The sequence below is a fragment of the Helicobacter pylori genome (genome assembly GCF_011140715.1).
GTDB lineage: Bacteria > Campylobacterota > Campylobacteria > Campylobacterales > Helicobacteraceae > Helicobacter > Helicobacter pylori_DA.
Map to the genome: position 1 here is coordinate 51,209 of NZ_SFZZ01000012.1, position 15,001 is coordinate 66,209.

The 15,001-nt window shown below is 37.1% G+C and carries 12 protein-coding genes and 2 pseudogenes; 11 read left to right on the plus strand and 3 right to left on the minus strand.

What is annotated here, in order from left to right; all coding sequences use genetic code 11:
• Positions 1-97 precede the first annotated feature (97 nt).
• A complete protein-coding gene (locus EWZ81_RS01385) occupies positions 98-1,699 on the minus strand; it encodes an inorganic phosphate transporter (protein ID WP_165548775.1) in 1,602 nt (533 codons plus the stop codon).
• A 140-nt stretch (positions 1,700-1,839) separates the two neighbouring features.
• On the opposite strand from EWZ81_RS01385, the gene EWZ81_RS01390 reads away from it, so the two are divergent.
• The 10 genes and pseudogenes from EWZ81_RS01390 to EWZ81_RS01440 form a co-directional block, all read left to right on the plus strand.
• Positions 1,840-2,109, plus strand: a complete 270-nt coding sequence (locus EWZ81_RS01390; protein WP_000569296.1) for a NifU family protein — start codon at positions 1,840-1,842, stop codon at positions 2,107-2,109.
• 12 nt (positions 2,110-2,121) lie between these two features.
• On the plus strand, positions 2,122-2,733 hold the full coding sequence (locus EWZ81_RS01395; RefSeq protein WP_001168585.1) for a hypothetical protein: 612 nt from the start codon (positions 2,122-2,124) through the stop codon (positions 2,731-2,733).
• A gap of 3 nt (positions 2,734-2,736) precedes the next feature.
• A complete protein-coding gene (locus tag EWZ81_RS01400; protein WP_165548776.1) occupies positions 2,737-4,080 on the plus strand; it encodes a UDP-N-acetylmuramoyl-L-alanyl-D-glutamate--2,6-diaminopimelate ligase in 1,344 nt (447 codons plus the stop codon).
• 2 nt (positions 4,081-4,082) lie between these two features.
• Positions 4,083-5,033 (plus strand): transaldolase, encoded by a 951-nt coding sequence (gene tal / locus EWZ81_RS01405; protein WP_165548777.1) that lies wholly within the window; start codon positions 4,083-4,085, stop codon positions 5,031-5,033.
• 54 nt (positions 5,034-5,087) lie between these two features.
• A complete protein-coding gene (locus tag EWZ81_RS01410; RefSeq protein ID WP_001935171.1) occupies positions 5,088-5,624 on the plus strand; it encodes a 50S ribosomal protein L25/general stress protein Ctc in 537 nt (178 codons plus the stop codon).
• 9 nt (positions 5,625-5,633) lie between these two features.
• Complete coding sequence (pth, locus tag EWZ81_RS01415; protein ID WP_165548778.1) at positions 5,634-6,194, plus strand: aminoacyl-tRNA hydrolase; 561 nt, start codon at positions 5,634-5,636, stop codon at positions 6,192-6,194.
• A gap of 9 nt (positions 6,195-6,203) precedes the next feature.
• Positions 6,204-7,271, plus strand: a complete 1,068-nt coding sequence (locus EWZ81_RS01420; protein WP_165548779.1) for an LptF/LptG family permease — start codon at positions 6,204-6,206, stop codon at positions 7,269-7,271.
• 56 nt (positions 7,272-7,327) lie between these two features.
• Positions 7,328-7,402 (plus strand): annotated as a pseudogene (locus EWZ81_RS08385) (type II methylase); the annotation flags it as partial.
• Positions 7,387-9,609: a DNA cytosine methyltransferase gene (dcm, locus tag EWZ81_RS01430; protein ID WP_241824588.1), complete on the plus strand. Its 2,223-nt coding sequence runs from the start codon at positions 7,387-7,389 to the stop codon at positions 9,607-9,609. The pseudogene EWZ81_RS08385 and the gene dcm, both read left to right, overlap by 16 nt.
• 40 nt (positions 9,610-9,649) lie before the next feature.
• Positions 9,650-10,802: pseudogene (locus tag EWZ81_RS01440) on the plus strand (AlwI family type II restriction endonuclease); the annotation flags it as partial.
• A gap of 62 nt (positions 10,803-10,864) precedes the next feature.
• On the opposite strand, the gene EWZ81_RS01445 reads toward EWZ81_RS01440, so the two are convergent.
• Positions 10,865-12,028 (minus strand): outer membrane protein, encoded by a 1,164-nt coding sequence (locus tag EWZ81_RS01445; RefSeq protein ID WP_165548781.1) that lies wholly within the window; start codon positions 12,026-12,028, stop codon positions 10,865-10,867.
• Between the two features lie 182 nt (positions 12,029-12,210).
• Between EWZ81_RS01445 and EWZ81_RS01450 the strand changes: the two genes are divergently transcribed.
• On the plus strand, positions 12,211-12,648 hold the full coding sequence (locus tag EWZ81_RS01450) for a CopD family copper resistance protein (RefSeq protein ID WP_047417782.1): 438 nt from the start codon (positions 12,211-12,213) through the stop codon (positions 12,646-12,648).
• On the opposite strand, the gene EWZ81_RS01455 is transcribed toward EWZ81_RS01450, so the two are convergent.
• Positions 12,645-14,996, minus strand: coding sequence for a heavy metal translocating P-type ATPase (locus EWZ81_RS01455; protein ID WP_165548782.1), 2,352 nt, complete (start codon positions 14,994-14,996; stop codon positions 12,645-12,647). The two genes, EWZ81_RS01450 and EWZ81_RS01455, sit on opposite strands and share 4 nt — an antisense overlap.
• Positions 14,997-15,001: the final 5 nt, after the last annotated feature.

Below are 15,001 nucleotides of genomic sequence, written 5' to 3' on the forward strand. Positions count from 1 at the left end.
AAACCTAAAACCTAACGATAAATATAAAATATATAAAATCTCAGAATTTTAACATAAAAGATTAAGCCTAACTTTAAAAATCAAGCCTTCAAAAACCCTAGAAATACTTTTCTATAAAACCAAGAGCCACAAAAAGAAGCGCGCCTAAAAGCGCAGAAACCGGCACGGTTACCAACCAAGCGGTAACAATCTTTTTTAAAATGGAGCGTTTGATCACTTCTTCTTTATACACTTTTTTAAGCGACTTTTTTTCTTTCTTTTTCAATTCCAAAGCGATGGCGGTGTTCTTGCTTTTTTTCAAGCTCTCTAGCATGAGCGATTTTTCTTTCAAATTGGCTTTATCAAAGCGTTCTAAAAAACCTTCAATTTCTTCTAAATCTTCCCCAAAGTGTGCGGCTACAATGTTGTCTCTGATTCTAGCAAAACGCCTTCTGGATTGCTCCCTCAAACGCTCCCTTAAAAAGCCCACCCCAAACACCGCGCCCACCACAATATGCGTAGAGCTTACCGGTAAGCCTAATTGAGAGGCTAAAAGCACGGTGATGACTGCTGAAAGCGCGATGCAAAAAGCTTGCATTTTGTCTAATTCTGTGATTTCAGACCCCACCGTTTTAATGAGCTTTGGCCCATACAAACTCAAGCCTAAAGCGATCCCAGCTGCCCCCACTACCATAATCCACAACGGCACAGAGCTTAAAGTACTCCCCATAGGGCTATTTGCATCTTCTAAAGTTTGACTGATAGCCGCTAAAGGGCCAATAGCGTTAGCCACATCATTAGCCCCATGGGCAAAGCTTAAAAGCGCGGCAGCAAAAATCAAAGGGACATTAAAAAGCTCATTAACGCTTTCATGGCTATTTTCTAATTGCGGGGCTTTTTTTAACACAAATCTTTTAAAAAGGATAAAAATCAAAAGCGCAAGGATACAGCCGCAAGCCAGCTGGATTTCAAAACCCACCGCATAGAGGCGTTTTAAAACCTTAACCATCAAATACCAGCTAAAGGTTAAGCTCATCAACGCTACCAAATAAGGCACGACTTTTAAAGCCGCGCTCTTTTTATCTTCTTTATAAGCGATAGTCTTTTTAATGAGCATTAAAAAAAACATGGCTATCAAAGCCCCCATTAAAGGCGAAATTACCCAACTAGCCACAATGCCTAATAAGAAATGCCAATTAATAGCAGACATTCCAGCTGCTGCCATTCCAGCCCCCATAATCCCCCCCACTACAGAGTGTGAAGTGGAAACAGGAGCGCCTATTAAAGTCGCTACATGCAACCACAACGCCCCACTCAAAAGGCTAGCCAACATGACATTAATGAAAACATGCGCATCGTTAATAAATTCAGGCGAAACGATACGGCCCTTAATCGTAGAAACCACTTCCCCCCCAGCAATGATCGCTCCAAGCATTTCACAAATCGCAGCGATCAAGATCGCCCCGCCCATGCTAATGGCTTTAGAACCTACGGCAGGGCCGACATTATTAGACACGTCATTAGCGCCAATATTCATCGCCATATAGCCCCCAATCACAGCCGCAAAGATGAGCAACAATCCCTTAGAATTAGCCTGCCCAAAAATGAGAGCGAGCAAAGCAGCGCCAATGAGAAACAAAAGAGCGAGAGCGATCTTTAAAGTGTCTTTTTGGAGTTTTTTGGAAGCTTTTTCAAACTCTTTGATGTTTTTAATTTCCATATCGTCATCAAAACCTTATCCTAATAGTGAATCCATTCTATCCAATTAGCCCTTGAGCCACTCTTAAAAAGCGTTGTTTGATAAAAATGGCTCATTATATGGTATCTTAAAGTAAAATTTTAAAAATAAGGTTTTTAAAAATGATAGAATTTAGCGATGAAGATTTACAAAAACCGGTGCGTATTGTGATAGAAAAAATCCGCCCTTACTTGCTCAAAGATGGCGGTAATATTGAAGTGCTGGGGGTGAAAAGCATGAAAATTTATGTGGCTTTAGAGGGAGCGTGCAAGACTTGCTCTAGCAGTAAAATCACTCTAAAAAATGTCATTGAAAGGCAGCTTAAAATGGACATTCACCCTAATTTAGAAGTGGTGTGTTTAGAAAACGCCAAGGAGTTTGATAAGCTTTAAGGATGATTAGGCATGCAAAAGTTTGATTATGAATTTAAAAAGCGAGCGTTGATTAAAGATGGCTTTTTAGCGTTCAAACAAGCCCATTACGCTGAAGCGTTACGCCTTTTTTCTGAAGTGTTGTTTTTGGATAAAGACAACCAAAAAGCCAAAGTGGGGGCGTTATTAAGCGACATCGCTAAAGATTTCCCTAAAGAAGCCCATAGCTTTTATGAATTGTATCAAAGCTTGATCGCTATGCAAAAACGGAGTTTAAAAAACCAGGCTGAAGAGCAAATCATCAATTTGATCGCTTCTTTTGATGAGGGGCTAAACCAAATGGCTGAAAAGATTGATGCGCAAATTTCTCAAAAAGGCGAGGAGTTGAACGGCATTTTGTATGCGGATTTCAAACGCTTGAGCTTGGAGCGCGGCTTTAAGGAAGCGTTTGAAGATTTGATGTTCAGCTCTAGGGTGATTTTTGACAATAAAGAGGATTTTTATGAATTTTTGAAAGAATTGAACCACTATGGCTATTATGAATTAGCAATAAATTACATTGAAAACATGCATGAAGATTCTTTTATTTACGATAAATTTTTGCGTTCTCTTTTAGAAGACGCTCTCAAATCCAATAAGGCTTAAAGAATGAAGCTTAAAAAAACCCTGACTTATCAAAACTGCGCCTATTCTTTTTTGAGCGATAACACGCATGAAGTTTTAGAAAACCCTAAAGAAATCCTTTTTGTCAAAACGCCTCTAAATGAAAAATACTCCCCTTTAATTGCAGAAAAAAACCTGGCTATTTTAGATTTTAACGAGCTTAAAAACTATTTTGATTTTAAAATGAAAATTGTAGGGATTACTGGCACCAATGGTAAAACGACCACAGCGGGTTTGATGTATTCCTTGCTCTTAGATTTGAATAAAAAGACCGCTCTTTTAGGCACAAGAGGGTTTTTTATCAACGACAAACGAATCAAAGAAAAGGGCTTGACCACGCCCACCCTTTTAGAGCTTTATAGCGATTTAGAAGAAGCGATTCGTTTGGGGTGTGAATACTTTATTATGGAAGTGAGTTCCCATGCGATTGTCCAAAAGCGCGTTGCTGGGCTTGATTTTGCCATTAAAATCTTAACCAATATCACAAGCGATCATTTAGATTTCCATCAAAATATAGAAAATTACAGGGACGCTAAAAACAGCTTTTTTAAAGATGAGGGCTTGAAAGTGATTAACAGAGATGAAACAAACGCCCTTTTTAACCCCGTTAACGCGCACACTTACGCGCTGGATAAAAAAGCGCATTTAAACGTTCAAGCCTTTTCGCTCACCCCCTTTATCAGCGCGTCTTTATGCTACCAACAAGATTTAAGGGATCCTAATCTCAAAGAAATCGCTCTCATGCATTCCCCCCTTTTAGGGCGTTACAACCTTTATAATATCTTAGCGGGCGTTTTGGGGGTCAAACTACTCACTCAATTACCGCTAGAAACGATCGCGCCGTTATTAGAAAACTTTTATGGGGTGAAAGGGCGTTTGGAAATTGTGCATTCTAAACCTTTAGTGATCGTGGATTTTGCCCACACCACAGACGGCATGCAACAAGTTTTTGAAAGCTTTAAGAATCAAAAAATCACCGCTCTTTTTGGAGCAGGGGGCGATAGGGATAAAACCAAGCGCCCTAAAATGGGAGCGATAGCGAGTTGTTATGCACATAAAATCATCTTAACTTCAGACAACCCCAGAAGCGAAAACGAAGAAGACATTATTAAGGATATTTTAAAAGGCATCAGCGATTCTTCTAAAGTCATTGTAGAAAAAGACCGAAAAAAGGCCATTTTAAACGCTTTAGAAAATTTAAAAGACGATGAGGTGTTGTTGATTTTAGGCAAGGGCGATGAAAACATTCAAATCTTTAAAGACAAAACGATTTTTTTTAGCGACCAGGAAGTCGTTAAAGATTATTATCTCAATTTAAAACAAGGATAAACATGCAAGAATTCAGGTTGTGGTGCGATTTTATAGAAAGGGATTTTTTAGAAAACGACTTTTTAAAGCTCATTAATAAGGGGGCTATTTGCGGGGCGACGAGTAACCCTAGTTTGTTTTGTGAAGCGATCACAAAAAGCGCGTTTTATCAAGATGAAATCGCTAAACTCAAAGGCAAAAAAGCTAAAGAAATTTATGAAACTTTGGCGCTAAAGGATATTTTACAGGCCTCTAGCGCATTAATGCCTTTATATGAAAAAGACCCTAACAACGGCTACATTAGCCTAGAAATTGACCCTTTTTTAGAAGATGATGCCACTAAAAGCATTGATGAAGCCAAGCGGTTATTCAAAACACTAAACCGCCCCAATGTGATGATTAAAGTCCCGGCGAGTGAGAGCGGTCTTGAAGTCATTAGCGCTTTGACTAAAGCCTCTATCCCTATTAATGTAACTTTAGTCTTTTCGCCTAAAATTGCCGGTGAAATCGCTCAAATCTTAGCCAAAGAAGCGCAAAAAAGAGCGGTCATTAGCGTGTTTGTCTCACGATTTGACAAAGAAATAGACCCACTAGTGGTGCAAAATTTGCAAGCTCAAAGCGGGATCATGAACGCTACCGAGTGCTATTATCAAATCAACCAACATGCCAATAAGCTAATAAGCACCCTTTTTGCGTCCACCGGCGTTAAATCCAACGCTTTAGCTAAAGATTACTACATTAAAGCGCTGTGTTTTAAAAACTCTATCAACACAGCCCCCCTAGAGGCTTTAAATGCTTATTTGCTTGACCCAAACACCGAGTGTCAAACCCCTTTAAAAATCACAGAAATTGAAGCATTCAAAAAAGAATTGAAAACGCGCAACATTGATTTAGAAAACACCGCCCAAAAACTCCTTAAAGAAGGCTTGATAGCGTTCAAACAATCCTTTGAAAAGCTTTTAAGCAGTTTTTGATTTTTAAGGGTTTTTTGGATAGAATAAGCCCTTATTTTATTTTAAAGGATTGACATGTTAGAAGGCGTTATTAGAGAGAGTATTACTAAAGCTAGCGCTAAAGCTTTAAAAAAAGATGGCTATCTAATCGCAAACGTTTATGGAAAGGGTATTGAAAACATGAATTGCGCGTTCAAATTAAACCCTTTCATTAAATACCTTAAGGAAAAAAAGCATTTGATTTTCCCGGTGAAATTAGGGGATAAGACTTTTGAAGTCGTGGTTCAAGAATACCAAAAAAACCCTGTTACTAATGAGCTTATCCATGTGGATTTACTCGCTGTTACTAAGGGCGTGAAGTCCAAGTTTAAAGTCCCTGTCAAACACCAAGGCACTCCAGTGGGCTTGAAAAATAAAGGGATTTTGATGCTCTCTAAAAAGCGTATCAGCGTGGAATGCGCTCCAGAGCATTTGCCCGATCACTATTTAGTGGATGTAGCCCCTTTAGATGTGAATGAGTCTATTTTGGTGCGCGATTTAGAAAAACACGAGAATGTGAAGATCTTAGATCATGATTCTATCGCTGTGATCGGTGTGATTAAAGCGAAGTGATTTGAAGTCATGACGCTTTTAGTGGGTTTAGGCAACCCTACTTTGCGTTACGCTCACACCAGACACAACGCTGGTTTTGATATTTTAGATTCACTCGTTAGCGAGCTGAATCTTTCTTTCACTTTTTCTCCCAAACACAACGCTTATTTGTGCGTTTATAAGGATTTTATCTTACTCAAGCCCCAAACTTACATGAATTTAAGCGGCGAGAGCGTTTTAAGCGTCAAAAATTTTTACAAAACTAAAGAGCTTTTAATCGTCCATGATGACTTGGATTTACCTTTAGGCGTTGTGAAATTTAAAAATGGTGGGGGGAATGGGGGGCATAATGGCCTAAAATCCATTGATTTATTGTGTTCTAATTCTTATTATCGCTTGAGGGTGGGGATTTCTAAAGGAATTGGTGTGATTGAGCATGTGCTTTCAAAATTCCACAAAAACGAAGAGCCTTTAAAAAACGCTACATTTGAACATGCCAAAAACGCCTTAAAATTTTTTATAGAAAGCCATGATTTTAACGCCATGCAAAATCGTTTCACGCTTAAAAAACCTTTAAAAATAGAAAGTTAGGGGTTTAAAGTGCGTTTGTTTAGATTTGTGGGGTGGTATTATTTCAAATACTTTTTAATCGTGCTTTTAGCTTTAGAATTGTTTTTTGTAGGCATTGACAGCCTGAAATACGCCGATAAAATGCCCGATTCTGCGAACATGATCATTTTATTTTTCACCTATGACATTTTATTTGCACTCAATTACGCCTTGCCCATTTCCTTGCTTTTGGCGATGGTTTTATTTTATATCGCATTCATTAAATCCAACCAATACACCGCCCTGCTCTCCATTGGCTTTTCCAAATGCCAGATTTTAAGCCCTATTTTTTTGATTAGCCTGTTTTTCACGGCTGTTTATGTGGGGTTGAACGCGACTCCTTTTGTGTATATGGAAGAAAAAACGCAAAATTTGATCTATAAAGACAATTCTTTGAGCGTCTCAGAGCATTTGTTAGTGAAATATAACGATGATTACGTGTATTTTGATAAGATTAATCCCTTATTGCAAAAAGCCCAAAACATCAAGGTTTTTCGCCTAAAAGATAAGACTTTGGAATCTTATGCTGAAGCTAAAGAAGCTTTTTTTGAAGACAAATATTGGATTTTGCATGACACTACTATCTATGAGATGCCCTTGAGTTTTGAACTGGGCGCGAACGCTTTAAACACCACGCGTTTAGAAACCTTTAAAACGCTCAAAAATTTCCGCCCTAAAGTTTTAGACACCATTTATCAAAACAAGCCTGCGGTTTCTATCACAGACGCTCTTTTATCCTTGCATGCTTTAGTGCGCCAAAACGCCGACACGAAAAAAGTGCGATCGTTTTTGTATGTGTTTGCGATTTTGCCCTTTTTTGTGCCGTTTTTAAGCGTTTTAATCGCTTATTTTTCGCCTAGTCTCGCCCGCTATGAAAACTTGGCTCTTTTAGGGCTAAAGTTTATCATCATCACGCTCGTTGTTTGGGGGCTATTCTTTGCTTTGGGGAAGTTTAGCATTTCAGGGATACTCATTCCTGAAATAGGCGTGCTATCGCCCTTTTTCGTATTCTTAGCCCTCAGTCTTTGGTATTTTAAAAAGCTTAATAAGAGATTGTGATTTTTAAATCTTATATGTTACTAAGTGGTTTTATTCCCTTAGTTTAAAGGTGGCTAGTGGAAAAATTTAATCTAAAAAACCGCCGGTATATCGGCTCAAAAACCAAGCTTATAGAGTGGGTATTTGGGAGTTTTATAAAAGACTTGTTTATTGCGATCATGTTGATTTTTATAGCATTTTTGCTATAGTATTTGCCAAGAAATCAAAATTTTATAGGAATGCTTGTTTGTTAACTTATGCAGATTTATTTGCAGGTATCGGTGGCTTTAGACTTGCTTTAGATTCTTTGGGCTTAAAATGTGTTTTTAGTGCAGAGAATAACCCCCATGCTATAGCCATGTATAAAGCGAATTTTAATGATGACTCCACTTGTGATATTACTATTTTAAATCCAAATACTATGCCAAATTTTGATATTTTATGTGCAGGGTTTCCTTGTCAAGCATTCTCAGTATGCGGCAAACAAAAAGGTTTTGAAGATACAACAAGAGGAACGCTGTTTTTTGATATTTGTAGAATTCTAGAAAATAAAAAGCCAAAAATTTTTATCTTAGAAAATGTAAAAAATCTCTTAAAACACAATAAAGGCAACACACTATTTGTAATGTTACAAGCCCTTAGTAATTTAGGTTATAGTGTTAGTTATAAAATTTTAAACGCTAAAGATTTTTCAGTCCCACAAAATAGAGAAAGAATTATCATTGTAGGATATTTGGGTTCTCAAGTATTTGATTTTAATCCTATCAAAAAAAATCCTATTATTAGCATGCAAAATTTTTTAGATAAGAGTGGTTATTTTGAAATTTTAAAACCCCATGAATACACATTGTTAGATAGCCAATTGCTCAAAAGACAAAATTCAGGACTCATTTTTTGTGGCTATCGTAATAAGAAAATCCGCACTAAGGGCACAAGAGAAAATACGGAACACTTAAGTAGGGTTCATAAACAGCCTAATAGAATTTATCATGCAGGGGGAATACACCCAACACTTGCCAGTCAAGAACAAAGCGGTCGCTACTTTATCTATATTAATAATTTAGTGAGAAAATTAACCATAAATGAATGTTTTTCTTTTATGGGGTTTCCTAAAGATTTCAAAAAAATCGGTACAAATTCACAGCTTTATGAACGCATTGGTAATAGCATATGCGTTCCTATGGTTAAGGCTATTATAAAAGAAGTGTTAAATCAATTTTACAAACAACCCCTTAAGGAAAATAACATGCAAAATAAAACTTTGGAATTTTTAGAAAAAATTTATAAAGAATGCGTGAGCTTAAAAAATTTAGACAGCTTGGGTTTAAGCGAAATACAACTCCAAAAAACCCAAACGATTGTTGAAAAAGAAGAAACATTTAAAGGTGTTTATACGGTTTTAATTACGAGTTTAGTTTATAAGAGCAACTACCCCAATCAAGATATTAGATTTCATCAAGCAAATATGGATAATGGGTATAGTGGTAGAAGTTTTGATACTAAATTTATCACACCTTTTTTAAAACAAAAACAATTTCTAGGGGCTATGAAAGAGAGTGGATGGCTCACAAGAAGTTTGGAACAAAATTTGCCATATACACTAGACTATCCAGGAAAAATTTCAAATATTGCTGTTAAAAAAGCGTTTTTAGAAATCTTAGATGATATAGAAAAAAATCCAAACTTATCTATACTATACTTAAAAGCCCTATTTTATTTAAGCATTAGGGAGAAAACTAAAAAAGCCATTATTCTTGTTAAACCCACCATAAAGGAATCTAGTTATACTATAGACTTTATTATCAATACCCTGCAAAAACATTTTAACTTCACTTATAAAAGTAGGGGAGCTTCTATACTGCCTGTGGTAGCTTTGTTTAGTCTATATGAATGTCTAATTTTGGAATTAGAGCGTTTTACTAATAAAAGCTTAAAACCTTTAGATTCTCATTATAGTTGTGATAAAAGCAGTGGCAATGCCGGAGATATTGTAATTTTAGATGAACAAAAACAATTGTTTGAAGTTATAGAGATTAAATTTAATATTACTATAGACAGCATTATATTACAAGATTCTTATAAGAAAATTGCTCAAACACCTATTAAAAGATATTATATATTAAGCACTTTACCTATTCAAAATAAAGCAGAATTACAAAAAATTACAGATAAAATTGAACATGAACATGGTTGTCAAGTAATTGTTAATGGGATTTATGATACTTTAAGGTATTATTTAAGACTGATTAAAAACACAGAAAATTTTATAAACAATTATCTTAAAAATATCTCACAAAATACGGAAATCAACGAGGAACACAAGCTTGCATGGAATAGTGTTATTGACTTAAATAAATAATTTTTTTAACAAGCCCAACAATGAACTTTTAAAAAACAAAATAGTTGGGGCTATATTTTTAAACGCTCTGTCTAAATATGAAGTAGGAAACCCTTACAAGAAGAACTTAAACCATAACAACCCTTTCAAACTATTGCTCTCGCTTTTAAAACGACTCAAAAATGCCCATCTAACCCCCCTATCTGTCAAAGAAATCCCTATTTTACTTTGTTGGAAAGACGATAACGCTAAAGGGCTTTATGACTACATTATTCGTTTAAGACAAGAAATTGTTACTATCAATAAGACAGAATTCAGTTACTCAAATGAATTTATCTATGAAAAATGCCTAAAACTTTTAGAAAGCACCAATAAAAACACGATTTAAAATGAGCCAAATCACTAATGAAGCCGTTGATGAATACATTAGAAAAATGCGTATTACAGGACTTATTTCATTGCGTGGTAATGGTAGGTTTATTGATATTAATACTAATGAAAATAATAAAATAGATTACATTTTACAAACCCATAAGGCTTTTAAAGGGGATTATTTAAACGACACTCAAGCTAACAAACTCGTCTTTTTTAACTACATGTCAATCGTGGATAGCTTTCTTGTTAGTGTTACTCCAATCAGCGCTAATGAGAGCGTTAAATCAAGCAAATTGAATGAACTAGCAACCACTTATACCAAAGATTTTATCAAGCAAGAATTACTCATTACTTGCAACAAGCAAGAATCAAAAGATAGTTTTTTAAGACTCATTGATAAACCTTTACGCTTGGAATTTTTAAGCGCTATTTTCTTGAAACAACATTTTGAAAATTTAAGCGTGATACCCAATTATAAAAGCGATGATGAAGGCTTGCCCGTATACACAGCAAGCGGTAATAAACCTGATATTGTAGCTATGGACACAAAAGCCCAAAGTTATATAGAAGTGAGCTTGATTAGAGACAGAAGTCAAAGCACCTTAGAAATGATACCTATTGCCAGACATTTAAAAGAATTGATTAAAAACAGCACCGATATTAGAGAAAAATTTAGTGTTTTTGTAGCTCCAAATATCCATGATGACGCCAAAGAATATGCAGGATTTGCCCATTTCAAAGACAATATTAACATACGCTGTTATGCCATTAATGATTTTATCAAAAAAGTAGAAAACAGCGCAGAGTTATTGCAACTCAATGACAACCCTAAAGCTTGACAAATCAAGCTTTCATATATTCATATATAAGCTATAAGCCCTGCCTAAAACCCCTACCAAACTTAAAAAGTATAAACATAGCGCAAATACATAGAATACTGACGGCGTAAGGTTTGGGTTAAGCTGAAATTGGTTTCTGCTCCGGTGATAGTAGTCGGGTTCCCATTCTCTAGCGGGCCTTGTTTTTTCGCTCTTATGGTAGTAGAGCCTTTGAAAAAGTGATTAGGGAGCGTGGGGATTTTGATGCCAAACTCAATGCCATGGTGTTCAAAAATATTGGTTCTAATGCCCACATTCACTAAAAATTGGAAAATCGTGTGATTCACCTTAGCGTTCAATTTTCCTGTGGTATAGACGCTATTAGGGTTAATCCCCACATCACAACTCGCCGGCGTCGTATCCCCGCATGTGATCGTGCCATCAGCGTTAGTCATGTAAGCGTCAGCGTCCGTATTGACGCCATAAACATACCCGTCCTTAAAATACCCCACACGATTATTGGTCCAAGTGTTACCCGCAAAATTCACGCCTAGAAAAAACCCGGCCGTGGCTTTAGGCTTGTCTATAATGTTAAAAAGCATGTCTGTGCCAAAACCATAAGTATACATATCCGCTTTTTGATCGCTCAAATAAAAAGGCGATATAGCGTTAGCGGCTCTGGAGTTAGAGAAGTTGGTATGCCCGTAATCAAAAAAGCCATAATAACGCAACCCAAACCACCTTTTTTTACCGATAAAATGCTTATAGCCTGTCATCACGCCTAGCCCATACATCGGCTGGTTACGGCCAGGAATGTTTTTATTGGTGCTTAGCATGGTGCGAGAAGTCCAATTGACCACGCAATTAGCTTTAGTATAGCCTGGCGTTCCTGGCGTCCCTGAAGCTGGCTGACAGCCACCGGTCTGCCCGTCAGGAACTTTGCCATCATCATTGGCTGAAACATCGCCAAAAGGCACTTGAAACAACTCGCCGTTTCTATAAGCGTTGGTCTTTTGATCAGCCCTACCCACTTCCAAGCTAATCCCCACAAATGCGCCATTCTTTTCATGAGCATTTAAGGGGTTTGTCAGCCATAACGAACTCAAAAGAGCGCCTAAAATTACCGAGCCTTTTTTAGAAATATCTAAAGATTGAGCTATCAAAACAGATTCCTTACGATTAAAATTTTTACCAACCATTTTGCAATCTTGCATTCTATTTTTCTTCTTTGTCATAAAATTGAGCATCACTCTCTAGGGTACTCCGCTTAAGTGTTACTTTTTTAATTATTTTATTATAGCTAATTACAATCTTAAAAGTCAAACAAAAACCACCCCTAAAATTCCCATAATAATGGGCTACTTGACAATAAAACCCTTTTATAGTAGATTAAAAACTCTTTAATTTTCCCATGAATAAAGGATTTTAAATGGATGCGATTTATCCTTATGTGTTAGTTGTTCATTTATTGTGTGCCATTATTTTTATTGGCTACTTGTTTTTTGATGGGGTAATTTTCCCTAATGTGAAGAAAATCTTTGGCGAAGAGTTTGCCAATAAAGCGAATACAGGAATCACTCAAAGAGCGATCAAAATCATGCCCTTATGCGTTTTAGGGCTTGTTTTAACAGGGGGCATGATGCTTAGTCAATACATGGGGGGCGATAAAGGCTGGTGTGAAACCCCTTTTCAAAAGATACTGATGCTTAAAGTGATCTTAGCGTTAAGCATTTTTCTTTTAGTGCTTTTTTCTTTATCGTGTAAGTTTTTGGGCAAGAAAAACCCTATTGGCAAATATATCCACCCTATCGCTCTAACTTTTGGCTTTTTAATCGCCATTTTAGCCAAAACAATGTGGTTTGTTTAAGAGCGTTTCAACCTCAAAGAATTTAAAACCACTAAGAGCGAGCTAGCACTCATGCTCAAACTCGCTATTAAAGGGTTAATGTATCCTAGCATAGCGACTGGGATTAAAATAGCGTTATAAATCAAGCTCAAAACAATGTTTTGCAACACCACTTGATAGACTTTTTGAGCGTTATGAAACGCTTTTTCTAGCAAACTCAAATCCTCTTCTAAAAGCAAAATATCGCATGCGCTTTTACTCAAAGCGCTTTTTTCAAACCCTAAAGAAACGCTCGCTTGTTTTAAGGCTAGCGCGTCATTATTGCCATCGCCTATCATTGCGCACACGCCCTTATAAGAGCTGATGATTTGAGCCTTATCTTCAGGAGTCAAATGGGCATGATATTTAGAAATCCCTAATTTTTTCGCGCACTCCTTAACCGAGCTTTCATTATCCCCGCTTAAAATTTCTAATTCTAAACCTTTATTTTGTAAAGCCTGAATGACTTCTTTAGCGTTAGCTTTCAAACGCTCTTCTAAAATGAATAACGCGCATAAAGTCTTGTTTTTCGCAAAGCCCACCATGATATTAGCGCTCTCTTTGACCTTTAAATCAACCCCCATAGCGTTTAAAAATTTCAAACTCCCCACTAGCAGGGTTTCGTTTTGATAGCTCGCTTTCAGGCCATGAGCGAAAAACTCTATCTTTTCTAAAACAACCTCATCGCCATCTAGAGTTTTAAGGATTGCGCTATGGGCTAAATGCTCCCTGGTTTTTAAAAGGCTCTTTAAAAGCCTTCCATCAAATTCTTCGTAAATGATTTTTTCTTTTAAAAGGACTTCTTTTTGCGTGAGCGTGCCGGTTTTGTCTATAAAGATTTTTTTCACTTTAGCCAGAGTTTCTAAAAACAACGTTTCTTTAAACACGATCAAAGGGTTTTTAAACACCCCTATCACTAACGCAATGGGCGTAGCCAGAGCGAACGCACAAGGGCAGCTGATGACTAACACGCTAATACACACCATTAAGGCTTTTTCAAAATTACCCCCCAAACCAAATTGCCACAATAAAAAGCTCACAAAGGCTAAAAACAACACCGCTTTAGAAAAAATATCCGCGATTTGATTCGCGCTGCTCTCAATTAAGGGTTTTTCTAAAAAACTCTTTTTTAAAGTTTCTAACAAACTAGAAAGGCGTGAGTTTTGGAAATTAGCGCTCACTTGATAGCTAAAAGGCACGCCCACATTCACATAACCCCCTAAAATTGGATCATTAACCCCCAATTCCAAAGGCTTAAACTCCCCACTGATCAAAGACGCATCCACGCTCGCGTTATTTAAAAGCACGCCATCTAGTGCGATTTTGGCCCCGCTTGGCACCCAAACAACAGAGCCTATCGCCACATCTTTAGGGTGTTTTTCTATCTGCTTGCCATTTTCTACAACAATCACGCTATGGATCTCATGCGATTCTAGGGCCAGACATTTTTCATTCGCAAACAATCTGGCCTTTAATTCCAAAAACTTAGAGCCAAAAACAAGCGTTAAAATCGTGCTACTCGCTTCAAAATAAGTTTCTTGAGACACCAACATGGCATAAATAGAATAAACAAACGCCGATAACGCCCCAAAAGACACGCTCAAATCCATGCCCAAAACGCCATTTTTTAGCCCATAAAACGCCCCCTTAATGAAAAAACGCCCCACCACCACTAGCACCAACAAGCTTAAAAAGAGCGATACGAGATCCAAATTCCTTTGCATGAGTTTATCCATACCACCACCATAATTCGCACCACCATAGCTTGCGTATTTGGCAATGGCAATAAACATCAAATTCATGGTGGCAAAAAACCCCACGCTCAAAGTGAGCAAGTAGGAGCGTTGCTCTTTTTGGGCTTTCAGGGCGTAATTTTGTGCGTTATAAATTTTAGCCCCATAGCCCAAACTCTCAATCTTTTGAATAATCTCTTTAGGGTTTAAAGATTTGTCAAACACGATTTGTAAATGGTGGGTGGTGAAATTCACGCTCACTTTTTTAACCCCACTTAAACGCTCTAAAACCTTTTGATTGAGCCACAAGCAAGCGTTACAATGCGTTTTTTCTAGCAAAAGATTAAGGATAAAATCGCCCTTATTGTTTTCTTCAAGGGCTTGTTCTAATTCCAAAGCGCTCATTGAATCTTGGGGCGTTACAGGGGCTAAAGTGGAATCGTTTAATTTGTCATAAAAGCTCTCTAAATTCAAATCTAACAATAACGCATACACCCTAGCGCACCCTGCACAGCAAAAATGCAATTCTTTATGATTAATGGTCTCTTTAAAAAGCTCACTTTCTTTAAACTCCAACTGGCAATGCGAACATTTCATTTTTA